This window comes from Burkholderia sp. RF7-non_BP4, from assembly GCF_001521935.1.
In the GTDB taxonomy this organism is placed as follows: domain Bacteria; phylum Pseudomonadota; class Gammaproteobacteria; order Burkholderiales; family Burkholderiaceae; genus Burkholderia; species Burkholderia diffusa.
The window spans coordinates 213,784-236,075 of record NZ_LOTA01000031.1 but is presented as its reverse complement, the minus strand read 5'-3'; the positions used below and the strand labels follow the sequence as shown (position 1 = coordinate 236,075).

Annotated in this window: 21 protein-coding genes and 1 pseudogene; 14 read left to right on the top strand and 8 right to left on the bottom strand. The window is 67.0% G+C overall.

The features are described 5' to 3' along the window. Positions 1-35 precede the first annotated feature (35 nt). Positions 36-1,166 carry a 3-deoxy-7-phosphoheptulonate synthase gene (locus WS49_RS13195; protein ID WP_059528867.1) on the top strand — a complete coding sequence of 377 codons (1,131 nt, stop codon included), beginning with the start codon at positions 36-38 and terminating at the stop codon, positions 1,164-1,166. A gap of 493 nt (positions 1,167-1,659) precedes the next feature. Continuing rightward, positions 1,660-3,903, top strand: a complete 2,244-nt coding sequence (locus tag WS49_RS13190) for an ATP-binding protein (RefSeq protein WP_306453904.1) — start codon at positions 1,660-1,662, stop codon at positions 3,901-3,903. A gap of 21 nt (positions 3,904-3,924) precedes the next feature. Here the strand turns inward: WS49_RS13190 and WS49_RS36375 are convergent. Beyond that, positions 3,925-4,137 (bottom strand): annotated as a pseudogene (locus WS49_RS36375) (ATP-binding protein); the annotation flags it as partial. Positions 4,138-4,530: 393 nt separating this feature from the next. Further along, positions 4,531-4,890 carry a hypothetical protein gene (locus WS49_RS34985; RefSeq protein ID WP_156441384.1) on the bottom strand — a complete coding sequence of 120 codons (360 nt, stop codon included), beginning with the start codon at positions 4,888-4,890 and terminating at the stop codon, positions 4,531-4,533. A gap of 148 nt (positions 4,891-5,038) precedes the next feature. On the opposite strand from WS49_RS34985, the gene cblR reads away from it, so the two are divergent. From cblR to trhA, 5 genes are all read left to right on the top strand, one after another. Continuing rightward, complete coding sequence (cblR, locus tag WS49_RS13185) at positions 5,039-5,746, top strand: cable pilus system response regulator transcription factor CblR (RefSeq protein ID WP_059528864.1); 708 nt, start codon at positions 5,039-5,041, stop codon at positions 5,744-5,746. Between the two features lie 282 nt (positions 5,747-6,028). Then, positions 6,029-6,457, top strand: coding sequence for a PRC-barrel domain-containing protein (locus WS49_RS13180; protein WP_059528861.1), 429 nt, complete (start codon positions 6,029-6,031; stop codon positions 6,455-6,457). A 283-nt stretch (positions 6,458-6,740) separates the two neighbouring features. Next, positions 6,741-8,819: a carbon starvation CstA family protein gene (locus tag WS49_RS13175; protein ID WP_059528858.1), complete on the top strand. Its 2,079-nt coding sequence runs from the start codon at positions 6,741-6,743 to the stop codon at positions 8,817-8,819. Positions 8,820-8,831: 12 nt separating this feature from the next. Continuing rightward, positions 8,832-9,038: a YbdD/YjiX family protein gene (locus tag WS49_RS13170; RefSeq protein WP_027781714.1), complete on the top strand. Its 207-nt coding sequence runs from the start codon at positions 8,832-8,834 to the stop codon at positions 9,036-9,038. A gap of 214 nt (positions 9,039-9,252) precedes the next feature. Continuing rightward, positions 9,253-9,873 (top strand): PAQR family membrane homeostasis protein TrhA, encoded by a 621-nt coding sequence (trhA, locus tag WS49_RS13165; RefSeq protein ID WP_059448906.1) that lies wholly within the window; start codon positions 9,253-9,255, stop codon positions 9,871-9,873. Positions 9,874-9,900: 27 nt separating this feature from the next. Here trhA and WS49_RS13160 read toward each other — a convergent pair whose 3' ends face one another. Both WS49_RS13160 and WS49_RS13155 read right to left on the bottom strand, forming a co-directional pair. Beyond that, the gene (locus WS49_RS13160; protein WP_059528855.1) at positions 9,901-10,332 is read right to left on the bottom strand and encodes a nuclear transport factor 2 family protein; all 432 of its coding nucleotides are present in this window, start codon (positions 10,330-10,332) and stop codon (positions 9,901-9,903) included. Positions 10,333-10,450: 118 nt separating this feature from the next. Next, positions 10,451-10,804, bottom strand: coding sequence for a DOPA 4,5-dioxygenase family protein (locus WS49_RS13155; RefSeq protein WP_059528852.1), 354 nt, complete (start codon positions 10,802-10,804; stop codon positions 10,451-10,453). 495 nt (positions 10,805-11,299) lie between these two features. Here WS49_RS13155 and WS49_RS13150 point away from each other — a divergent pair, with 495 nt between their 5' ends. The 3 genes from WS49_RS13150 to WS49_RS13135 all read left to right on the top strand — a co-directional run bounded on the left by WS49_RS13150 (position 11,300) and on the right by WS49_RS13135 (position 12,804). Next, positions 11,300-11,677 (top strand): hypothetical protein, encoded by a 378-nt coding sequence (locus WS49_RS13150; protein ID WP_059529118.1) that lies wholly within the window; start codon positions 11,300-11,302, stop codon positions 11,675-11,677. Positions 11,678-11,903: 226 nt separating this feature from the next. After that, on the top strand, positions 11,904-12,383 hold the full coding sequence (locus WS49_RS13140) for a hypothetical protein (RefSeq protein WP_059528846.1): 480 nt from the start codon (positions 11,904-11,906) through the stop codon (positions 12,381-12,383). 160 nt (positions 12,384-12,543) lie between these two features. Then, positions 12,544-12,804, top strand: coding sequence for a hypothetical protein (locus WS49_RS13135; RefSeq protein ID WP_059528843.1), 261 nt, complete (start codon positions 12,544-12,546; stop codon positions 12,802-12,804). A 150-nt stretch (positions 12,805-12,954) separates the two neighbouring features. On the opposite strand, the gene hpnH is transcribed toward WS49_RS13135, so the two are convergent. Further along, on the bottom strand, positions 12,955-14,115 hold the full coding sequence (hpnH, locus tag WS49_RS13130; protein ID WP_059528840.1) for an adenosyl-hopene transferase HpnH: 1,161 nt from the start codon (positions 14,113-14,115) through the stop codon (positions 12,955-12,957). Between the two features lie 12 nt (positions 14,116-14,127). Beyond that, complete coding sequence (gene ispH / locus WS49_RS13125; RefSeq protein WP_059528838.1) at positions 14,128-15,069, bottom strand: 4-hydroxy-3-methylbut-2-enyl diphosphate reductase; 942 nt, start codon at positions 15,067-15,069, stop codon at positions 14,128-14,130. Between the two features lie 418 nt (positions 15,070-15,487). Between ispH and WS49_RS13120 the strand changes: the two genes are divergently transcribed. After that, positions 15,488-16,675 carry a glycosyltransferase gene (locus WS49_RS13120; RefSeq protein ID WP_059528835.1) on the top strand — a complete coding sequence of 396 codons (1,188 nt, stop codon included), beginning with the start codon at positions 15,488-15,490 and terminating at the stop codon, positions 16,673-16,675. 108 nt (positions 16,676-16,783) lie between these two features. Here the strand turns inward: WS49_RS13120 and WS49_RS13115 are convergent, their stop codons facing one another. Together WS49_RS13115 and hpnA are read right to left on the bottom strand one after the other, a co-directional pair. Beyond that, positions 16,784-18,193: a hypothetical protein gene (locus tag WS49_RS13115; RefSeq protein WP_059528832.1), complete on the bottom strand. Its 1,410-nt coding sequence runs from the start codon at positions 18,191-18,193 to the stop codon at positions 16,784-16,786. 108 nt (positions 18,194-18,301) lie between these two features. Then, on the bottom strand, positions 18,302-19,309 hold the full coding sequence (gene hpnA, locus WS49_RS13110) for a hopanoid-associated sugar epimerase (RefSeq protein ID WP_059528829.1): 1,008 nt from the start codon (positions 19,307-19,309) through the stop codon (positions 18,302-18,304). 204 nt (positions 19,310-19,513) lie between these two features. On the opposite strand from hpnA, the gene WS49_RS13105 reads away from it, so the two are divergent. The 3 genes from WS49_RS13105 to WS49_RS13095 all read left to right on the top strand — a co-directional run bounded on the left by WS49_RS13105 (position 19,514) and on the right by WS49_RS13095 (position 22,234). Continuing rightward, on the top strand, positions 19,514-19,810 hold the full coding sequence (locus WS49_RS13105) for an acylphosphatase (protein ID WP_059528826.1): 297 nt from the start codon (positions 19,514-19,516) through the stop codon (positions 19,808-19,810). A gap of 12 nt (positions 19,811-19,822) precedes the next feature. Then, positions 19,823-20,722 (top strand): EamA family transporter RarD, encoded by a 900-nt coding sequence (gene rarD / locus WS49_RS13100; RefSeq protein WP_059528823.1) that lies wholly within the window; start codon positions 19,823-19,825, stop codon positions 20,720-20,722. Between the two features lie 387 nt (positions 20,723-21,109). Beyond that, positions 21,110-22,234, top strand: coding sequence for an OpgC domain-containing protein (locus WS49_RS13095; protein ID WP_059528819.1), 1,125 nt, complete (start codon positions 21,110-21,112; stop codon positions 22,232-22,234). Positions 22,235-22,292: the final 58 nt, after the last annotated feature.

The following is a 22,292-nucleotide window of genomic DNA, read 5'->3' as shown; positions in this document are numbered from 1 at the left end:
CTGCACATCATTCCAGACGTCCCCGGAGAACCCCCATGCAGAACCTCGACAATCCTTCTCACGATCGCGAGGTAGGCAGCGCCGACGCGACGCAGGACACCACGCGCATCGACGACGTCCGCATCGGCGCCGTGCGCCCGCTGATCTCGCCCGCGCTGCTGCAGGACGAACTTCCGGTGCCGGCCGCCACGCAGACGCTCGTCGAGGACACGCGCCGCGCGATCGGCGACATCCTGCACGGCCGGGACGACCGGCTGCTGCTCGTCGTCGGCCCGTGCTCGATCCACGACCACGACCAGGCGCTCGACTACGCCCGTCGCCTGAAGGCCGCCGCCGATGCGCTGAAGGACGACCTGCTGATCACGATGCGCGTGTACTTCGAGAAGCCGCGCACGACCGTCGGCTGGAAAGGCTACATCAACGATCCGCGCCTGGACGGCAGCTTCCGCATCAACGAAGGGCTGCGCGCGGCGCGGCAACTGCTGCTCGACATCAACGCGCTCGGCCTGCCGGCGTCGACCGAATTCCTCGACCTGCTGAGCCCGCAGTACATCGCGGACCTGATCGCGTGGGGCGCGATCGGCGCGCGCACGACCGAGAGCCAGAGCCATCGGCAGCTCGCGTCGGGGCTCAGCTGCCCGATCGGCTTCAAGAACGGCACCGACGGCGGCGTGCAGGTCGCGTCGGACGCGATCGTCGCCGCGCGCGCGAGCCACGCGTTCATGGGGATGACGAAGATGGGCATGGCCGCGATCTTCGAGACGCGCGGCAACGACGACGCGCACGTGATCCTGCGCGGCGGCAAGAACGGGCCGAACTACGATGCCGAGCACGTCGAGGCGAGCTGCGCGGTGCTGCGCAAGAGCGGGTTGCGCGAGCAGGTGATGGTCGATTGCTCGCACGCGAACTCGAACAAGTCGCATGAGCGGCAGATCGAAGTCGCGCAGGATCTTGCGCGGCAGCTGTCGCAGGGCGAGCACCGGATCGTCGGCGTGATGGTGGAGAGTCATCTCGAGGCGGGGCGTCAGGATCTGAAGCCCGGCGTGCCGTTGCAGTATGGCGTGTCGATTACGGATGCGTGTTTGAGCTGGACCCAGACGGAGCCCGTGCTCGACGTGCTGGCGGAGGCGGTGCGGCATCGGCGAGTGTATTCGCGCAATGCATGAGGTTGCGGCGGCGGGTTGATGCCCGCCGCCGTCATGGTCGGCCCATCGACGAAGACGGGTGCCGAGCGGCGGCACGTCGCATAGCGGCGATATCCGAACGACTGGCATCGCGGCGCGTGCGCCCGAGGTGCCGTGCGGCGAGCGGTCGCGCTGTGGGCCATCCTGCTGATGCGAATCCCCTCGCCTCCGGCCAAAATTAGGACAATTCCTAAGGCGTCTGTCTGAAATAGGATTGGATGGACGGCCGATTTGCGGATCGTCGGATAGAGTCGCCCCATCTGCAAACCTCAACCGACGGCGCATGCCGTGCATGGTCTCCGATGCACTCGCTCCGGCCGCCGTATCGTACATGGAAGGACGTCTTATCGCGTGCCGCGCCGCACCGCGCCTGCTCTTGCGCGCAATATTCCTTTGGTTCGTCGTCTCGTCGCTCCCTGCGAACGGCGCGACCGCCTGCTGGAAGCCCACCTTCACTGACGAGGAGCTTCGGTGGATGCGCGCGCATCCGGTCGTCAATATCGCAGTCGAGGCGAACTGGCATCCGATCGAATACATGCGCAACGGCAACCATGCCGGCCTCGTCGCAGGGTACCTGGACGCAATCTCGAAAATGACCGGGCTGACGTTCAAGACGGTGCCGGGCACGGAATGGGGGCATGCGTACGATGCGCTTGCATCGCACAAGGTTGATCTGCTGCCGGGCGTATGGCGCGACCTGGTGCCGGACCGCGTCGGCGCCGGTGCTCTCGTCAGTGCGCCCTACCTGGTCGGGCGGCTGACGGCCGTCACGCGCAACGACTCCGCGATGATCTTCAACCTGAAGCGGCTCGAAGGCCGGCGTGTCGCGATCAAGGGGCGAGGCGCGGTCGAGTATTTCACGCGCAACAGCGGCGTGATGCTCGACGTGCTTACGTTCGACACCGAGGAACTCGCGCTCGCCGCGGTTGCCAACGGCGAGGCGGATGCTGCGCTCGGCGTCGACGTCACGATTCTGCCGATCGTGCAGCGGCAGTTTCCCGGGCAGCTTTACATGTCGGGGATGCTTGCCGACCGCCCCGTATCGCTGGCGATGCTTACACGGGCAGACCTGCCGATCCTCGCGTCGATCATCGACAAGTCGCTCGCGGCCATTCCCGTGAGCAAGACGGCGGAGCTCACGCGCGACTGGGTCGAGATGGCCGATTACGGCAAGCCGACGCTCCGTTCGATCCTGCATTACCGGGCGCCCCAGGTGATCGCGATTGCCGCCGCGCTGCTGGCATTCGCGATGCTCGCATTCCTGTCGTGGAAGTCGCGCGTGGCCGCGATCCGCAGCGAGCGCGAAAAGGCGACGTTTCTCGCGTTCGTCAGTCACGAAATCCGCACGCCGATGCATACGATCCTGTCGTCGCTGGAATTGCTGCAACGCTCGCGATTGACCGGGCAACAGGCGAATCGCGCGGATGCGGCGATCTCGGCATCCGAGACGCTTCTGACGCTACTCGACGATATCCTCGAATATTCCCGCCTTGAATCGCGCAAGGTCTGGCTTGCCACGCAGGCCGTCGAGCTTGAGTCGTGGGCGCGGCATACGGTCGACATGGTGCGCTGGCGTGCCGACGAGAAAAACTTGAGCCTGGAGCTCGACTTTGCTTGTCCGTCGGCGGTGCGCGTCGCAATCGATCCGGTCCGTGTGCGGCAGATCGTTCTGAATCTGCTCGTCAACGCAATCAAATTCACATCCGCGGGCTCGGTGACGCTGCGCGTCGAGTATGTTTCAGGTCGCCACGGGCAAAATGGCACGCTGACCCTCGCGGTGCGCGATACCGGCATCGGCATTGCGCCCGAACGGATCGAACACATCTTCGACGCATACTGGCAGGGGCCTGCCTCGCTTCACCAGGACGTCAACGGCAGCGGGCTTGGTCTCGCGATCTGCCGTGAACTGGTCGCATTGATGCACGGCACGATCACCGTCCAAAGCCTGCCGCACGTCGAAACGACGATGACGGTGCGATTGCCTGTCACGACAGTGGACGAGCCGTTGCCGGTGCGGCCCGCAACATCGATGCCCGTGCTGGTCGACGCACTGCCTGGACACGCTCACCCTGAATCGCCGCGCATCCTGATTGTCGACGATCACGAAACCGTGCAGTTCGCGCTGCAGCAGCAATGCGAGGAACTCGGCTGCGTCGGCATCGTCGCCGGCACCGGCGAGGACGCGCTGCGTCAATTGGCGGACGGCCGTGTCGACCTCGTGCTGCTCGATGGCGATCTGCCGGACGTCGACGGCTATGCGCTCGCGAAGATGATCCGTCAGGACGAATCGGCACGCGAGGCCAGACACGTTCCGATCATCGGGATTTCCGCTGTATCCGGCGACGCGCATCGCGAGCGCTGCTTCGACAGCGGCATGGACGGCGTGCTGGGCAAGCCGCTGCGGCTCGAAACGTTGCGGCAACTGATCGCGATGTGGTGCCCGGCGTATGCCGAGATGGAACCGGCGGCAGCGCATGCCGACGATGCCGCCGATCTCAACGCCGTCTATGACCGCGAAGTGGCGAAGGATCTCGACGCGCTTGTCAACGAATTGCTGTCGCGCGATTTCGCCGCAGCCGCACGGGCCGCGCACCGGATTGCGGGGGCGTCGCATCTGGCCAAACTGGGCGATATCGCCAATATCGCGTCGCATATCGAAACGCGGCTTCGCGAACTCCACGGCATTCATCAAGTCGACCCGTCTCCGACAGATCGATAGTCCCGGTCCACTGCCGTTCACGCGGCGGCTGCCCGGCTGCTTGACGCGTGGGTACGGCGCGAAAATGCGACGCTGGCGATCGGGTGGAATGCCGATGCCGGTGTCGCGGACTTCGATTGCGCGCGAGCTGGCATGGCGCGGTTTGCCGTCGAGATAAACGACGCGCAGCGCAATCGAGCCGGCCGACGTGAACTTGATCGCGTTGGCAAGCAGGTTCAGCACGCTCTGCCGCATGCGCACCGGATCGATCGGCACGCACAGCGCGGCGGGCACGCGAGTTCGAGTTTCAGGTTGAGATTTTTCTCGTCGACGCGCCAGCGCATCATGTCGACAGTTGCGCTGCGCTACGCTCATGCGCGGCCGGGCGTCGGCTCGGGCGAGCGTCACGTTTCGAGACTCGAGACGCGAATATTCCAGGACGTCGTCGAGCAACGTCAGCAGCGATTCCGAAGCAACCGCCGCGTTCGTCGTCGCAAATCAGCAGGATCACGGGCACGCCGGCATGCCGGATCGCGTCCGCCGCCATGTCGATCTTCCCCGACATGAGAGCGTGGTACGAATTGGCCCATGTTACGTTGTCGACATACTCGAAGCGCAGTCAGCTGATTTGCGAAATTCGAACGGACGTCAATGCGTGTCGGCACAGGTGCGCACGCCCGGATGCTCGGCTATCGATGCCTTCGCCTCAGGCGTGAACCGCGCACGTGTGATGACCTGTATCAGGCGCTGCAGTGGTAGCGTGAGAAATACTCGGAGCGAGGTCGTCATCACAAAGGGTTTGTTGCGTCGACGCAACGCGGTGCAGACGGGAGCAACGACATCAACCGTGCCTTTCGATGACGCGAGCGCCTGCGTCGGCGATTCGTTGCGGGGGCCGCGCCGGCGCCGGCGGCATATGCCGTTCTGATGGTGGAGACGGGGCGCGCGGGCCGTTTCCCATACTGTCGCTGCCGCGGATGCCGAATCGGACTGCAAGGCCTCCGCCATGACTGCTCGCACCTCGGCTGTTTAGCTGGCGGGGTTAAAAATTATCCAGAAAGCCGGTAAGCTAATCCGGATCATCCGTTCCGGTTTGCCATGGCAAGAAGCGGCCAACCGTTGATGGGCCGTATCGCCAGAATGAAAAGGGGTAGTAATGAGACCAGAGCTCCAACCGATCCGCGTCGTGATTCTGGACGACCATGCCGTCGTCCAGCACGGGATCGCGAGTTATCTGACGGAGAGGACCGGCATCGAAGTGGCGGCGAGCTTTGCGAGGTCGCGCGATCTGATCAGCTGGCTCGAGTCGAATCACGCCGACGTCGTGCTGCTCGACTACACGTTGGGCCCGGACGAGATCGACGGCCTCAATCTCGTCAAGCTGGTGAGCACGCGCTTCCCGGATTGCAAGATCCTGATGACGTCGAGCAGCGATACGCCCGCGACCGTCAACATGACGATGCGCGCAGGCGCGCTCGGTTTCTTCGGCAAGAGCGAAAATCTTCGCGAACTGGTGCATGCGATCCGTGTGGTCGCAGATGGACGTTCGTATATCAGTGCCGAACTGGCAGGCAGGGTGATGGCGAGCGCGACGCCTGTCCAGAGCGCGACGGCGCCGAAACCGGCGGTCAGCGACGACGCACCCGCAGCCGAATCGGAAGCGTCCGCAGATCTGCGCCTGAGCCCGCGCGAGCACGAGGTGCTGCGCTGTTATCTGGCGGGCATGTCGGTATCCGATATCGCATTGAAATTTTCCCGCAGCCGCAAGACGATCAGCGCGCAAAAGCAATCGGCGTATCGCAAGCTCGGCATCCGTAGCGATGCCGAATTGTTCGCGTCCCGCAAGCTGCTCGAGAAACATTGAGCGTCGTCTGATTCCGACTCTCCCTCGGCATTTTTCACGCCGACATTGATCTTCGTTCATCGCTGTGCAATGCAGCCTCATGGCAGCACTTCTCGACTGGCGCTACCATGACCCGTGTTGCGTTAACCGACGGGCCCGTCCGGGCCCGTTGCGCGCACACGCAGCGGCGGCGCGGCCGGCCGCTGCTGCATCGACGAAGCGCGGGGTGCTCACCGATTCGCCACCGCACCTGCGCCGCTTCGCTCCCGGCACCAACAACAACCTAACCGGAGTGCAATCAGCATGGCTTTCACCAAGACAATCGTCGCAGCCGCCGTTCTCGTATCGAGCCTCAACGTGCATGCGCAGATCGCGGGCGCCCAGCCACTCAGCGTCACCGTCGAGCAATCGCAGGCGCTGCTCGAAGGCTGGAGCGTGAAGAAGAGCGTGCTCGGCAAGGCCGTGTACAACGACCAGAACCAGAAAGTCGGCACGGTGCGCGACCTGATCGTCGCGCCTGACGGCTCGGTCTCGGCCGCGATCGTGTCGGCCGGCGGTTTCCTGGGCGTCGCGGCGCATGACGTCGCGGTGCCGATCGCGTCGCTCGACGTCCGCAACGGCAACATCTATCTGCCGGGCGCGACGAAGGACGCGCTGAAGGCAACGCCCGCGTTCCAGTACGCGAAGGTGCCGTCGCCGCCGAAGCCGAAGAAGCTCGACGACAAGCACTGATGCAACCGACCCGGCGCGCAATGCGTCGGGCATGGCCAACCGCGGGGCGTGTCCGGCCGCGCGTCGGCCGATCGCGGCCGCAACCCGAACTTTCGCCCCTCGGCTACGTAATTCTACGTAGCCTCGCATACGTAGTTGTGCGCTTGTAAGCCTCCCCCGTCGCGCGGAATACTACGGCCCACCGCCGTGTCTTCCGCGAGACGCGGCACGACGCATCGACGTCACGCGGGTCCGGCGCCCTCGCCGGATCCACTCAAAACCACATTGGAGACCAGGAGACGCCATGAATCGGGCTTCCAGTACCCTGCTCTGGATCGCGGTCGCGCTGCTCGGCGCGTTCGCGTTCGGGACGATCGCACTTGCGCACGGCGAACGCGTCAGCGCGCTCTGGATCGTGATCGCCGCAGTCTGCGTATATCTGATCGCATATCGCTTCTACAGCCGTTTCATCGCCAGCAAGGTCATGCAGCTCGACGGGCTGCGGATGACGCCGGCCGTCCGGCACAACGACGGCCTCGACTACGTGCCGACCAACAAGTACGTGCTGTTCGGCCATCACTTCGCCGCGATCGCCGGCGCCGGGCCGCTCGTCGGGCCCGTGCTCGCCGCGCAGATGGGCTACACGCCGGGCATGCTGTGGATCCTGGCCGGCGTCGTGTTCGCGGGCGCGGTGCAGGACTTCATCGTGCTGTTCATCTCGACGCGCCGCGACGGCCGCTCGCTCGGCGACCTCGTCAAGATGGAGCTCGGCACGGTGCCCGGCGTGATCGCGCTGTTCGGCGCATTCCTGATCATGGTGATCATCCTCGCGGTGCTCGCGCTGATCGTCGTGAAGGCGCTGACGAATTCGCCGTGGGGCACGTTCACCGTCGCCGCGACGATTCCGATCGCGCTGTTCATGGGCGTCTACACGCGCTACATCCGCCCGGGCCGCATCGGCGAAGTGTCGATCATCGGCTTCGTGCTGCTGATGGCGTCGATCGCGTTCGGCCAGACCGTGCACGATTCGCCGGCGCTCGCCGCATGGTTCACCTTCAGCGGCACGCAGCTGACGTGGATCCTGATCGGCTACGGCTTCGTCGCATCGGTGCTGCCGGTGTGGCTGCTGCTCGCACCGCGCGACTATCTGTCCACGTTCCTGAAGATCGGCACGATCCTCGGCCTCGCGATCGGCATCCTGGTCGTCGCGCCGGAACTGAAGATGCCCGCGCTGACGAAGTTCGTCGACGGCACGGGCCCGGTGTGGTCGGGCAACCTGTTCCCGTTCCTGTTCATCACGATCGCGTGCGGCGCGGTGTCGGGCTTCCACGCGCTGATCTCGTCGGGCACGACGCCGAAGCTGATCGACAACGAAACCAATGCGCGCTTCATCGGTTACGGCGCGATGCTGATGGAATCGTTCGTCGCGATCATGGCGCTGGTCGCCGCATGCGTGATCGAGCCGGGCATCTACTTCGCGATGAACGCGCCGGCGGCCGTGCTCGGCTCGACGCCTGAAGCCGTCGCGAACACGGTTACGCAATGGGGCTTCGTGCTGACGCCCGACATGCTCACGCAGACCGCGAAGGCCGTCGGCGAAACGACGATCATCGCGCGCGCGGGCGGTGCACCGACGCTGGCCGTCGGCATGGCGCACATCCTGCACCAGGTGATCGGCGGCGAAGCGATGATGGCGTTCTGGTATCACTTCGCGATCCTGTTCGAGGCGCTGTTCATCCTGACGGCCGTCGATGCCGGCACGCGCGCGGGCCGCTTCATGCTGCAGGACCTGCTCGGCACGTTCCACCCCGCGCTCAAGCGCACCGAGTCGCTGCCGGCGAACCTTGTCGCCACCGCGCTGTGTGTGGCCGCATGGGGCTATTTCCTGTATCAGGGCGTGGTCGATCCGCTCGGCGGCATCAACACGCTGTGGCCGCTGTTCGGCATCTCGAACCAGATGCTCGCCGCGATCGCACTGGTGCTCGGCACCGTCGTGCTGTTCAAGATGAAGCGCGAGCGCTACGCATGGGTGACGATCGTGCCGACCGCATGGCTGCTGATCTGCACGCTGACGGCCGGCTGGCAGAAGATCTTCGATTCGAATCCGAAGGTCAGCTTCCTCGCGCACGCGGCGAAGCTGCAGGCCGCGGTGGACGAAGGCAAGGTGCTCGCGCCGGCCAAGTCGATCGCGCAGATGAAGCGGATCATCTTCAACGACTACATCGATGCGGCGCTGGCCGGCCTGTTCATCTTCGTCGTCGTGGCGATCGCGGGGTACGGCCTGCTCGCCGTGCTGCGCGCGCGTCGCGAGTCGAAGCCGACCGTGCGCGAGACGCCGTACGAAGCGATGCCGGCCGCGCAGGCGCTCGGCAGCGGACGATAACGGGAGGCCGCGATGTTCACCGATCTCGGCAGCGACCTGCGCAGTGCGGGGCGTTACCTCGGGCAGGCGTTGCGGCTGATGGTCGGCCTGCCCGACTACGACACCTATGTCGCGCACATGCGCGAAACCCATCCGGACCGCGAGCCGATGACGTACGAGGAATTCTTCCGCGAGCGTCAGAATGCGCGGTACGGGTCGGGGGCAGGGAAGTGTTGCTGAACCGGGCCGGCGCAGCCGGCCGGTGAGGCGGTCCGGTGATGGACGGAGAAGCGCCGCGAAGACATTCGCGGCGCTTTTTCTTTGGCGGCCGGTGCGGTGCGCGCGAGGCGCCCGTCACTGCGGCGTTTGACTTCGTCCAGCGCGGAGAAGTCCGGGCGTCGGTATCATATGAGGCATCCTCTTTCCCCGAAGAATCCGCGCAGGAGAACCCGTCGTGCATGTCGGTGAGCGTTTCAACAGCATTTCCCATCTCGTCGGCGCGGTGCTGTCGGTGGCAGGGCTGGTCGCGCTGGTGACGATGGGCGCGCTCGACCGCGATCCCTACAAGATCGTGAGCTTCAGCGTGTACGGTGCGATGCTGATCCTGCTCTACGGAATCTCGACGGCGTATCACAGCGTGCGCAACCCGCGCCTGAAGGCGATCCTGCAGAAGTGCGACCATTCGGCCATCTATCTGCTGATCGCGGGCAGCTACACGCCGTTTACGCTCGTCACGCTGCGCGGCCCGTGGGGCTGGTCGCTGTTCGGCGTGAGCTGGGGGCTCGCCGCGTTCGGGATCGCGCAGGAACTCACGCTCGGTCGGCGCACGCGCATCGTGTCGATGGTGCTGTACGTGCTGATGGGCTGGCTCGCGCTCGTCGCGATCCGCCCGCTGATTCACGCGCTGCCGCCGGTGGGTGCCGCATGGCTCGTGGCCGGCGGTGTCATCTACAGCGCGGGGATCTACTTCTTCATCAACGACGAGCGCATCCGCCACGGGCACGGTATCTGGCATCTTTTCGTGCTGGCCGGCAGCCTGTGCCAGTTCGTCAGCGTCGCGATGTATGTCGCGTGAGCGTGCATGCGGGCGGCACGGCGCGCGTCATGCGTGCCCGGCCGCCCGTGCCGCGCCGCGCAGCGCCATGAACCCGACCCACCCCCAGTAGACGCGGTGATGCGCGATCAGCCCGTCGCGCAGATCCATCACCTCGACGAGATCGACCTGATTGCCTTCCGGCGTTTCGCGCGGATATTCCCACGTGAGTTGCCGGCCGTTCGAGAAGAACAGCCCGGTTCGATACCAGCGTCCGAGCTTGTTTCCCGGATTGCGCAGGCCCGCCGCGAAAAACGCGCCGATCGCGGCCTTGCCGTGCAGCACGCCCGAGCCGTGATCGGGCAGCGTGACGACGATCAGCGGCGTTTCGAGTATCGCGTCGTCCGCGTACAGCGACATCAGTGCGTCGAGGTCGCGTGCGACGACGGCGGCGTGCCAGTCTTGATGGATGCGTTGTGCGTCGGTGTCGGCTTGTGTCATGGCGGGTTCCGGCAAACGTGGGTAACGGAACCACTGTATCGACGCCGCGCCGCCGGACGTTTCAGCTCGGGCCGAAACGTGGATGCCGCGTATGTCGAACGCGACCGCGTGCGGTTCGTCAGCCCGCGAGCGCGCCGAGATTCAGGTCATGCGACTTGCCGATCCACACCGCGCTGTCGCGATGGTCGCGCAGATCGTCGCCGGTATTCGGATGCAGGAAGATGTCGAGCGCGCCGTGATTCAGGATGAGCCACGGCACGATGGTGTCGAAGCGCGCGGCGTCGAACGCGATCTGGTACGACCAGGCCGGATGCGGGCCGACGAGGCGCTCGTGAAAGCGGCCGAGCTCGATGATCGCGCCGAATCGTTCTTCGACGACGAGGCGGAACGCCCAGGCTGCGTCGCGGCTCGCGGCGTCGAAGTAGACGTGTGCGTGCCAATTGTCGATGGCGGAGGTGTCGATGGCAGCCATGGCGGAACTCGGGAAAAGAATAGGGAACGGATAAACGCCGTGACTGACGGCGCGATGCGTGATTATCGCGCGTCCGTGTCGCACACGTCTTCTCGCGGAGCGGTAAATCGGCGCGGAGGTTTTGTCGTATGTCAGGAAAACGAGCGCATTTGTCGAATCGTTTCCCGCCTGTGCCGGCGTGTGCGACATCGCGCCGAAAGCCGCGCCGGGCAGGGCTTTGGCCGAAATCGCATCGGCAATACGTCATTTCAAAAACCGCAAAAGCGATTCACGCGACACGTCGATTCGTCTGCAAAAACGCGATCAGGTAGTTGAATGAAATAAAGAAATTCCGCTCGGGCAGCATTGGCGAATCGCATGGATCGCACCTCGTCCGTCGATGCCGAAAATATCAATTGCGGAATCGGCTATTCAAGCGCGTGGTTACGCGACATACGATGATTGCACCGCATCGACGACGACGATCGATGCGGAAACAACCATCTGGAGGCCATGATGCGATCCGTTGTTTCCCTTGCTGTCCTGTCCGGCGCGCTTGCCGTGCTGCCCGCCGCGAGCTTCGCGCAGTCCGTCGATACCGAGAGGCAGTCGAACGTTGCGCCGTTGACCTGGTCGGCGGCGCGTGCCGAAACCGATGTGCAACTGAGGCAGATGACGCGCGCCGGCTATCGTGCGACGACAGCTGGCAATCAGAACTATCCGCTCGCGATGCAGCGTGCGCTCGAACGCGTGAGGTACCCGGTGCCCGACCGCTCGCGCGAGGAGAAGGCCGCGATGGAAGCGCGCGCGGCCAGCGCGGCGCAGAGCGGTCATCCGGTGAAGGCGTTCTTCGTGAAGACCGCGTACTACCTGAAGGGCGAGAACACGTTCTGATGCGGGAGCAGAGCATGGCATGCCTTGACCGACTCCCCGACGTGTTGCGCGCATCCGCGATCCGCCGGCTGCCCCAGGCGTGTGCGACGCGGCGACGGGACGACGTGTACGGCAGCGCGCGGCGCCGCGCGAACGGCGGTCGCGATGCACGGCGCGGCGCCCGCGCGTGCCGCGCCGCGTGGCCGGCATTCGACGTGGACGACGTCGCGGCAGGCGAGGGCGGATCATGAAGGCCGCCCGGAAAGGCCGTCGCCACCCGCCGTTGACGCGCGAGTGGCTGCTGCCGCTGCCACCCGCGCATGTGCGCGATATCTCGCTGAAATGCCACATGGCGCTCGTCGCGCTGCGCGGCGAGCACGGCAGCGAAGCGTTGCTGATGCGGCTGCGCACGAGCGTCTATCTGGTGTTCCTCTCGCTCGACGACGCGGTATCCCCGGATGCGAACGTCGACCTGTGCGTCGACGCGGAGCGGGTGCTCGACGCGAGCATGGCGCGCGCCGCGCAAAGCGGCGCATGGACGCTGCACGACGACGAGTGCGCGGCGCTCGAACGTGTGCTCGCGGCGAACGACGCGTGCGTCGCGACGCTCACGCGGCACCGGCTCGCCGAGCTGTGGCGCCACGTGTGCGCGTTCGCGTCGAGCGAGCAGCCGGGGCTGGTCGCGCAGGCGGCGGCCCGGATGCGGGAAGCGGCCGTTCTGCATTGAGCGGTGGCAACGCGACCGAGCCCTGGCCGCGTTTCATGCGCGTTCCGTTCCCCGGGGCTGACGCTCGCCGCCAACGGGTTCGGTCGATGACCATCCATCCTCGCGTTCGCGGCGATCGTGCGTGTCGCCGCGAATGCATTCGTTTCAGTCAGGAGGCGCGATGGCGCTATACAGGATCGGTGGCTACTTCACGTGCGGAAGCGGCCGCGCATTCAACGAGAACCTGCCGCCGGGCAGCGAGACGCCGGTTGCGGGCATCTATCGATGCACCGTATGCGGCGACGAGATCGGCATCGCGAAGTCGCAGGCGCTGCCGTCCGACGACGCGCATCGTCACGATTTCGATCCGCCGTCCGACCCGCTGCTCTATCGCGGGCCGACAGCATGGCAGCTGATCGCGGCGGCCGAGTCGAGACACTAGCGTGCGGGCATTCGCATGCTCATGCGTGCGCGACTGCACGCGGCGTTACGACGACACCCATCAAAACAAAAGCGCCACGGAGCGAACTCCGTGGCGCTTCTTCGATGCGGGCCGACGCGGAGGCGCGAACCTCCGCGTGGCGATACGCGCTTAAGCCGCCGTTGCCGGCTTCGCCGGCTTCTGCAGCTTGCCCTTGCCGGCGCGCTGGATTTCCTCGAGCTTGATCTCGACGTGGCGCGAGAACACATACTCGGCCGGGCGCTGCTTCGCGATCGAGATGTCCGGCGCGAATGCGCCTTCCGTCTTGATACCCTTGCGGCTCACGGCAAACGCCTTCAGCGGATGCGCGATCGTGTCCATCACGGCGGTGGCTTCGAAGCCGCAGTGGACCATGCAGTCCGCGCACTTCTCGTAGTTGCCGACGCCGTAGTTGTCCCAGTTCGTGTCTTCCATCAGTTCCTTGAAGGTCTTCACGTAACCTTCGCCGACCAGATAGCACGGCTTCTGCCAGCCGAACACGGTACGCGCCGGGTTGCCCCACGGCGTGCACTTGTACGTCTGGTTGCCGGCCAGGAAGTCGAGGAACAGCGACGACTGGCTGAACGACCAGCGCTTGCCGCCTTCGCCGCGCTTCAGGATCTCGCGGAACAGGTTCTTCGTCTTGTCGCGGTTCAGGAAGTGCTGCTGATCCGGCGCGCGCTCGTACGCATAGCCCGGCGACACGGTGATGCCGTCGACGCCGATCGGCCCCAGCGTGTCGAAGAACTTCGCGACGCGCTCGGGGATCGCATCGTTGAACAGCGTGCAGTTGATGTTCACGCGGAAGCCGCGGCGCTTCGCTTCCTTGATGGCCGCGACCGCCTTGTCGTACACGCCTTCCTGCGACACGGAATGGTCGTGCATGTCCTTGTCGCCGTCGAGGTGGACCGACCAGACGAAGTACGGATTCGGCTGGTAGTCGTCCATCTTCTTTTCCATCAGGAGCGCGTTCGTGCACAGGTACACGAATTTCTTGCGCTTCATGATGCCCTTGACGATCTCCGGCATCTCCTTGTGGAGCAGCGGCTCGCCGCCGGCGATCGACACGATGGGCGCGCCGCACTCGTCGACGGCTTCCAGGCATTCCTCGACGGACAGGCGCTGGTTCAGGATCGGGTCCGGATAGTCGATCTTGCCGCAGCCGTTACAGGCGAGGTTGCAGCGGAACAGCGGCTCGAGCATCAGCGCGAGCGGATAGCGTTTGTTGCCGGACAGGTGTTGGCGCATGATGTATGCGCCGACGCGGACTTGCTGGAGCAGCGGAATAGACAAGAGTTGTCCTCCTTAAACTTCGCGGGCGACAGCTTGCGTAAGCTTCGCCGGCAACTTGAATTCGACTTTTTCCTCACGGCCCGCCATCGTCGTGACATCGACGGGCCCCAGCGCGCGCAGCGCGCCGATTACATCCTCAACCATTTCCTCGGGTGCCGACGCGCCGGCGGTCAGGCCGACCGTCTGCACGCCCGCGAACCATTCGGGCTTCACTTCCGAGCCGTCGGCGACGAGATAGCTCGGCACGCCGCTTTCGGTGCCGATCTCGCGCAGGCGGTTCGAGTTCGAGCTGTTCGTCGCACCGACGACCAGCAGCACGTCGACCTGGCCGCTCAGCTCGCGCACGGCGGCCTGGCGGTTCTGCGTCGCGTAGCAGATGTCGCGCGTGTCCGGGCCGACGATGTCGGTGAACCGGCGCTGCAGCGCTTCGATGATGCCGCGCGTGTCGTCGACCGACAGCGTCGTCTGCGTGACGTACGCGACCGGCGCGTCGACCGGCAGCGTCAGCGTATCGACTTCTGCCTCGCTCTGCACGAGGATCACCTCGGCCGGAATCTGGCCGATCGTGCCCTCGACTTCCGGATGGCCCGCATGGCCGATCAGGATCAGCCGGCGGCCCGCCGCGACGTACTGGCGGCCCTGCACGTGCACTTTCGTGACGAGCGGGCAGGTTGCGTCCAGCACGTCGAGCCCGCGCGTTTCGGCGTCGCGTTCGACCGTCTGGGCGACACCGTGCGCGCTGAAGATCGCCACGGCGCCATGCGGCACCTCGTCGAGCTCCTCAACGAATCGTGCCCCTTTATTACGCAGATTTTCGACGACATGCCGGTTATGCACGATCTCATGACGCACATAGACCGGCGCGCCGTGCTGTTGCAGCGCGCGATCGACGATCTCGATCGCACGGACAACCCCCGCACAGAAGCCGCGGGGCTGGGCAAGGATGACTCGCATAAGTGAGCGAACTCCGACGACAGACGCCGGGGTTCGAGGAGCTGGCACTGCTCGCTCGCCCCGGCTTGATGTTATGAAGGCAGGAAACGAACCGGCCAGGCCAGGCCCCGGAACCCCGAATTAATCGCGCATTTTAACCCTATCGCGCCGTCCTTGCTCTGGTGCCGTATCGGCCGTGTTGCATCCGCCGCAGAGCCGCGTCGGCGCTCGCGCGCGCGGAACCCGGTAAACTGCGCGGTTTCGCGGGCAACCTGTCCGGCTGCCCGGCGTCGCGCTCATTTCAAGGCCATTCGATGACCGTCGATTCTTACGCGTATTGCCCTGCCGCCGATGCGGTCATGGGTGTTTTCACCCCGACCCCTATTATGACCGGACGATCCGGTGCCGCTCACGCCGGTATCCGGCAGGAGGCGTGCCGATGATGCTGGCGATTACCTTCCTGGTATCCGGCCTGTCGCTGCTGATCTGGATCGTGCTGCTCGTCGCGCGCGGCGGCTTCTGGCGCGCACGCCCCGCGCGGCCGCTGCCGCCCGACGCACGCGGCGCCGCGGCCGACGCCGGCTGGCCGGCCGTGGTCGCGGTCGTGCCGGCGCGCAACGAGGTCGACGTGATCGCCCGGGCGGCGACGTCGCTGCTCGAGCAGGATTATCCGGGCGACTTTCATCTGATCATCGTCGACGACCACAGCGACGACGGCACCGCCGATGCGGCCCGCGCCGCCGCGCTCGCGATCAACCGCGCCGACCGCCTGACGGTGCTGGCCGCGAAGCCGCTGCCGGCGGGGTGGTCGGGCAAGGTGTGGGCGCAGTCGCAGGGCATCGCCGCGGTGCGCACGCTCGGGCTGCCGGCCGACTATCTGCTGCTGACCGATGCCGACATCGGCCATCCGCCGGACGCCGTCGCCCAGCTCGTCACGCGCGCGCAGGCCGAACAGCGCGATCTGGTGTCGCTGATGGTGCGGCTGCGTTGCGATTCGTTCTGGGAAAAGGCGCTGATCCCGGCGTTCGTGTTCTTCTTCGCGAAGCTCTATCCGTTCGCGTGGATCAACAATCCGCGCAACCGGACGGCCGGCGCCGCAGGCGGCTGCATGCTGGTCAAGCGCAGCGCGCTCGAGGAGGCGGGCGGCATCGAATCGATCCGCGGCGCGCTCATCGACGACTGCAGTCTTGCCGCGCAGATCAAGCATCGCGGCAGCGGCCGGCATCCGATCCGGCTCGATCTCGCCGACCGCAGCGTGTCGCTGCGTCCGTACGACAGCTGGCGCGACATCTGGAACATGATCGCGCGCACCGCGTTCACGCAGCTCCACTATTCGCCGCTGCTGCTCGCCGGCACGTTGCTCGGAATGACGATCATCTACCTCGTGCCGCCCGTGGCCGCGCTCGCGTACGGCGCGCGCGCCTGGCCGGCGTGGCTCGCATGGGCGTCGATGTGCACCGCATATGCGCCGATGCTGCGCTACTACCGCCGCTCGCCGCTGTGGGCGCCGGCGCTGCCGCTCGTCGCGCTGTTCTACGTCGGCGCGACGTTCGCGTCCGCGTGGCGCTACTGGCGCGGCAAGGGCGGCCAATGGAAGGCGCGCGTGCAGGCGCCGGTGGAGCGCTGACGGACGCCGGCGGATGCCGGTCGTTCCTCCGGATTTCGGAAAGCAAAAAGCCCGATCGATTGTGAATCGATCGGGCTTTGTCGTATGCGGCGGCGCCGCCGCACGTGCTTACCGCTGCGTCAGCATCATGTACATCTGGATCACGACGTCCGGCGAGAACGTGAACGGCACCCAGCCGTAGCCGGTGTGGCGCGCGACCAGCAGGCGGTCGCCGTTGGACTGCTTCTGCACGGCCATCATCGGGTTCTTCGTCGTCACGAAGCGCCAGCCGGCCGGGATGCCCGGCGGCGGTTCCGGCTGCATCGACGCGCGCGCATGCGCGAGTTCCTCGATCAGCTGGCCGAGCTGCTCCGGGTGCAGCGTGATCGACTGGCCGTTGACGGTCAGCGTCAGTTCGTTCTGCGACGGGCGGGCGACATGCAGCGTCGGCTTGTCCGCGACGGCGTCCGCTGTTTCGGCTGCGGGGGCGACTTCGATTGCGGTGTCGGCGGCCGGCGCGACGACGGCGGTGCCGGCATCGGCGGGCGCTGCCGCGGCTTCGTCGGCGGTCACCGCCACGGCTGCGTGCGCTACCGGCTCGACCGCGGACTCGACAACCGGTTCGACGACTTCGGCCGCGACGGCCGGCGCGGCTGCCACAGCCGCCGCGTTCGTCGCGGCGTCTTTCACGACGGCTTCGACCAGCGCTTCCGCGTCGGCGATCGCCTTCGCGTGACGCTCGGCGGCCGCTTCGGCCTGCGCGATCGCTTCGGTGTGGCGCTGCGCGACGGCCTCGGCCTCGGCAGTCGCCGCCGCGTGGCGTTGCGCGGCCGCGTCGGCTTGCGCGATCGCTTCGGTGTGGCGCTGCGTGACGGCTTGGGCTTCGGCGGTTGCCTCGACATGGCGCTGCGCGGCGGCTTCCGCTTCGGCGATCGCCTGCGTGTGACGCTGCGCGAGTGCCTCCGCCTCGGCGATCGCGGCGGCGTGACGCTGCGTCGCGGCCTCGGCCTCGGCGGTTGCTTCGGCATGGCGCTTCGCGGCGGCTTCGGCTTCCGTGGCGGCCGCCGCATGACGCTGCGCGGCTGCATCCGCTTCGGTCGCGGCGGCGTGATGACGTTGCGCGGCGGCCTCGGCTTCGGCGATCGCGGCCGCATGACGCTGCGACGCGGCTTCGGCATCCGCGTGACGCTGGGCGAGCGCTTCGGTCAGCGCGGTCGCCTCGGCGTGCCGCTGGACGGCGGCCTCGGCCTGTGCGGTGGCTTCGATGTGGCGTTGGGCGGCGGCTTCGGCCGCGGCGGTGGCGTCCGCGTGGCGCTGCTGCGCGGCTTCGGCGTCGGCGGCTGCGGCCGTGTGGCGCTGCGCGGCGGCCTGGGCTTCGGTCTCGGCGGCGGCGTGACGGGCGGCGGCGGCCTGGGCTTCAGCCGCGGCGGCGCGCGCGAACGCTTCCGCGCTGCGTGCCGCCTGCTGCGCGGCGTGGTGATCGTGGAGGAGCCGATCGACGCCCGCGTTGAGCGAATCGATCTGTTCGTTCAGGTTCATGCGTGTCTTCTCTGCGTAAGACCCGCGATTTTAACCGCTGCGCCGGTGCCGGTCCGTCAGCGACGTGTAACAAAGTGCGCAAAGCGGCGTGACGCACGCCGCTTTGTGTTACTTCAGATAGCCCGCCGAGCCGAACCAGTCCAGCGCGTCGCGCAGTCCTTCCCGGTACGGACGCGCGCGGTAGCCGAGCTCGCGCTCGGCCTTCGCGGACGTGAAATACATCTTGTTCTTCGACATCCGCAAGCCGTCGACGGTCACGAACGGCTCCTTCTTCGTGAACTTCGCGACGGCCTCCGCACCGACCGCGAGCGGGTAGAGCGGCCAGCGCGGCAGCGCGATCGTCGGCGCCTTGCGGTTCGTCATCTGCGCGATGTCGGCCAGCATCTGCTGCAGCGGCAGGTTCTCGCCGCCGAGGATGTAGCGCTCGCCGATGCGGCCGCGCTCGAGCGCGAGGAAGTGGCCGTGCGCGACGTCGTCGACGTGCACGAGGTTCAGCCCGGTATCGACGAACGCGGGAATCTTGCCGAGCGCGGCCTCGACGATGATGCGGCCGGTCGGCGTCGGCTTCACGTCGCGCGGGCCGATCGGCGTCGACGGGTTGACGATCACGGCCGGCAGCCCTTCGTCGGCGATCATCCGCTCGACCGCGCGCTCGGCCAGCACCTTGCTGCGCTTGTACACGCCGATCGCCTGCTCGGCGGTCAGCGGCCGGTTCTCGTCGGACGGATCGCCGGCGCTCGTGACCTTCAGCGTCGCGACGCTGCTCGTGTAGACGATCCGCTCGACGCCCTCGGCACGCGCGGCGCGCATCGTCGCGACCGCGCCTTCGAGGTTCGCGCGCTCGATCTCGTCCGGATCCGGCGCCCACAGCCGGTAGTCGGCCGCCACGTGCAGCAGATAGCGCACGCCGCGCAGCGCGGCGCGCATCGACGTCTCGTCGCGCATGTCGCCGGTGACGATTTCGGCGTCGAGATCCGCGACGTTCGTGCGCGGGCTGGTCGGGCGCACCAGCACGCGCACCGCATAGCCTTTCTGCTGCGCGATGCGTGCGACGGCCGAGCCGACGAAACCGGACGCGCCGGTGACGAGAACGAGATCGCGGGAGGTATCAGTCATGCGTTTCCTTCGGGGCCGCGCGCGGGCGGCGCGGTGGTTGTGCGTCGGCGAGATTGTACGTGGTCGGCGCGCCCGGCGACGCGAGCGCCGCGCGGCGGCCGCGGCGGGCGTCGGCGGCCGCGTGCGGCCCGCTTGCCGGGCGCGTGTGCGAAGCCGCCGACGCGACTACAATGCCGGGCTTGAATGCTACGGGAGGGCGACGCGATGAGCCGCAATGAACTGGACGAACGGATCGAGACCTACTACGTGCGGGTGCGCGGCGTCGTGCAGGGCGTCGGCTTCCGTCACGCAACGGTGCGCGAGGCGCACGCGCTGAAGCTGCGCGGCTGGGTCGCGAATCTCGAGGACGGCAGTGTCGAGGCGATGATCCAGGGCCCCGGCGCGCAGATCGACCGGATGCTCGCCTGGCTGCGGCACGGGCCGCCGTCCGCGCACGTGACCGAGGTGACGTTCGAGGAGCGTCAGGTCGAAAAGCGCTTCGAGCGCTTCCAGCAGCAGTAAGGCGAAAACAACATGACGGGGTATCCGGAGGCCGGTCGCGGCATCGCGCTGTCGGTGATGGCGTCGACGCTGTTCGCGCTGATGTCCGCCTACGCGAAACTGCTCGCGCCGCTCACCGGGCTCGACATCTTCGCGTGGCGCATCCTGTGGACCGCGCCGGGCGCACTCGCGCTGATCGCGCTGCGCGGCCGCTGGCCGGCGCTCGTCGACCTCGTGCGGCGCGGCGTGCGCGACTGGCGCCTGCTGATCGCGCTGCCGGCGAGCGCGGCGCTGCTCGGCCTGCAGCTGTGGCTGTTCCTGTGGGCGCCGCTGCACGGGCGCATGCTCGAAGTGTCGCTCGGCTATTTCCTGCTGCCGCTGACGATGGTGCTCGTCGGCCGCTTCTACTATCACGAACGCCTCGATCCGCTGCAATGGGCGGCGGTCGCCTGCGCGGCGCTCGGCGTCGCGCACGAGGTGTGGGCGACGCGCGCGTTCGCGTGGCCGACGCTCGTCGTCGCGCTCGGCTATCCGCCGTATTTCGTGCTGCGTCGCCGGATCAACGCCGATTCGCTCGCCGCGTTCGCGCTCGAGATCGCGCTGCTGTGCCCGGTCGCGCTCGCGATGGTGTCGGCAAGCGCGACGCCGGTCGCCAGCCATCCGCTGCTGTGGGCCGTGCTGCTGCCGGGGCTCGGCGTGCTCAGCACGCTCGCGCTCGCGAGCTACCTGAAGGCGAGCCGGATGCTGCCGATGGCGCTGTTCGGGATCCTCGGCTACGTCGAGCCGGTGCTGCTCGTCGCGGTGTCGCTGCTGCTGCTCGGCGAGACGCTGAGCGTCGCGCAGCTCGCGACGTACGGGCCGATCTGGGCCGCCGTCGCGCTGACCGCGTGGCACAGCGCGATGCTGATGCGGCGCTTGCCGATGCGCGGCTGAGCGTCGTCGCCCGGCGGCGCGACGGCGGCAGCGAACGTGCCGCGCATCGCGCGTGCGTTGCGTCGAATCTCGCGATGCCGGCGTCGAACTGGCATCGTGCTGACGCCCGGCTGACGGCCTTGCCAGCTTCGTATCGTCGACGTCACGCCTGTAATCGAATAGAAGATTCCGTTGCACTTTGTTACTTAGGGTATCCCCCGACCGGCCGCTAGACTGACCTGACCGTCTTTTCTTCGTATGCGGCTTTTCCATGAACGGTCATTTCCGTGCCGGGCCGGCCGGATTGGCGCGATGCGAGCATACGCGCATCGCCGCCGATCGCGTTCGCCTTCTCCTTTCCGAATCTTCCACCGGTGCGTGCCGCGCCGTCGTCGCGCAGGTGCGACCATGTCGTTGAGCATGCCGCCCGCCGTCTCGATGCCGCCGGCGCGCGGCGGCCGCCTGATCGAAGTCGATTTCTTCCGCGGCATCGTGCTGCTGATGATCGTCGTCGATCACATCGGCGCGAGCATGCTGTCGCGCGTGACGCTCCACGCATTCGCGCTGTGCGACGCGGCCGAGGTGTTCGTGTTCCTCGGCGGCTTCGCGACCGCGAGCGCGTACGGCGCGATCGCCGACCGGCACGGCGCGCGCGCCGCGCAGCGGCGGTTCGTGCACCGCGCGATGCAGATCTATCGCGCGTTTCTCGCGACGTCGACGCTGATGCTCGTCGTGTCCGCCGTGCTCGACCATTTCGGGATCGACGCGCCGAACCTCGCGCTCGACGACGTCAGCGTGATGCTCGCGTCGCCGCTCACGGGCGCGGCCGAGCTGCTCACGTTCCAGCGCCAGCCGTATCTCGCGTCGGTGCTGCCGATGTACGTGCTGTTCGCGCTCGCGTCGCCGGTGATCGTGCCGTTCGCGCGCCGCCATCCGTGGCTGCTCGTCGCGTCGAGCGCGGCGTCGTGGCTCGCGGCCGGCTGGCTCGGCCCCGAACTGCTGGACACCGACGGGTTTCGCTGGAGCTTCAACCCGTTTGCATGGCAACTGATGTTCGTCGCCGGCGTGCTCGCGCGCTGCCAGCCGTTCTACCGGCACGTCGCGCTCGGGCGCTGGAGCGCCGCGGCGACCGGTGTCGCGTGCGCGATTGTGCTCGGTTGCGCGAGCTACAAGCTGTTCTCGGGGCTGCCGGTGCCGGAAGGCGTGCTCAAGCGCGATCTCGCGCTGCCGCGCATCGTGAGCTTCGCGGCGATCGCGTGGCTGATGGCCGATTGCGTGCGCCGCGGCTGGATCGCGCGCATCGCGCAGGCCGTTCAGCCGGTCGTCGCGGTCGGCCGGCGCGGCCTGATCTGCTTCGTCGCGGGCGCGGCGATTTCGCTCGTCATCGATTCGCTGCTGCATCCGGTCGCGAACGGCGCCGAGCTGCGGCACATCGGCGTGGGCTTCGCGGCCGACGCATGCGCGGTCGGGCTGATGATGGCCGTGGCGGGTTCGGGAACGTGGTTCGCGCGCTGGCGCGGCGCGACCGCATGAGCGCCACGGAAGCATCGGCAACGCGGAAGCACGGAGGCGGCACGCAGGGTGCCGCGCG

Coding starts and splice junctions, on each gene's coding strand:
- WS49_RS13195 (WP_059528867.1), top strand. CDS start 36: ATGCAGAACCTCGACAATCCTTCTCACGATCGCGAGGTAGGCAGCGCC.
- WS49_RS13190 (WP_306453904.1), top strand. CDS start 1,660: ATGCGCGCGCATCCGGTCGTCAATATCGCAGTCGAGGCGAACTGGCAT.
- WS49_RS34985 (WP_156441384.1), bottom strand. CDS start 4,890: ATGGCGGAGGCCTTGCAGTCCGATTCGGCATCCGCGGCAGCGACAGTA.
- cblR (WP_059528864.1), top strand. CDS start 5,039: ATGAGACCAGAGCTCCAACCGATCCGCGTCGTGATTCTGGACGACCAT.
- WS49_RS13180 (WP_059528861.1), top strand. CDS start 6,029: ATGGCTTTCACCAAGACAATCGTCGCAGCCGCCGTTCTCGTATCGAGC.
- WS49_RS13175 (WP_059528858.1), top strand. CDS start 6,741: ATGAATCGGGCTTCCAGTACCCTGCTCTGGATCGCGGTCGCGCTGCTC.
- WS49_RS13170 (WP_027781714.1), top strand. CDS start 8,832: ATGTTCACCGATCTCGGCAGCGACCTGCGCAGTGCGGGGCGTTACCTC.
- WS49_RS13160 (WP_059528855.1), bottom strand. CDS start 10,332: ATGACACAAGCCGACACCGACGCACAACGCATCCATCAAGACTGGCAC.
- WS49_RS13155 (WP_059528852.1), bottom strand. CDS start 10,804: ATGGCTGCCATCGACACCTCCGCCATCGACAATTGGCACGCACACGTC.
- WS49_RS13150 (WP_059529118.1), top strand. CDS start 11,300: ATGCGATCCGTTGTTTCCCTTGCTGTCCTGTCCGGCGCGCTTGCCGTG.
- WS49_RS13140 (WP_059528846.1), top strand. CDS start 11,904: ATGAAGGCCGCCCGGAAAGGCCGTCGCCACCCGCCGTTGACGCGCGAG.
- WS49_RS13135 (WP_059528843.1), top strand. CDS start 12,544: ATGGCGCTATACAGGATCGGTGGCTACTTCACGTGCGGAAGCGGCCGC.
- ispH (WP_059528838.1), bottom strand. CDS start 15,069: ATGCGAGTCATCCTTGCCCAGCCCCGCGGCTTCTGTGCGGGGGTTGTC.
- WS49_RS13120 (WP_059528835.1), top strand. CDS start 15,488: ATGATGCTGGCGATTACCTTCCTGGTATCCGGCCTGTCGCTGCTGATC.
- WS49_RS13115 (WP_059528832.1), bottom strand. CDS start 18,193: ATGAACCTGAACGAACAGATCGATTCGCTCAACGCGGGCGTCGATCGG.
- hpnA (WP_059528829.1), bottom strand. CDS start 19,309: ATGACTGATACCTCCCGCGATCTCGTTCTCGTCACCGGCGCGTCCGGT.
- WS49_RS13105 (WP_059528826.1), top strand. CDS start 19,514: ATGAGCCGCAATGAACTGGACGAACGGATCGAGACCTACTACGTGCGG.
- rarD (WP_059528823.1), top strand. CDS start 19,823: ATGACGGGGTATCCGGAGGCCGGTCGCGGCATCGCGCTGTCGGTGATG.
- WS49_RS13095 (WP_059528819.1), top strand. CDS start 21,110: ATGTCGTTGAGCATGCCGCCCGCCGTCTCGATGCCGCCGGCGCGCGGC.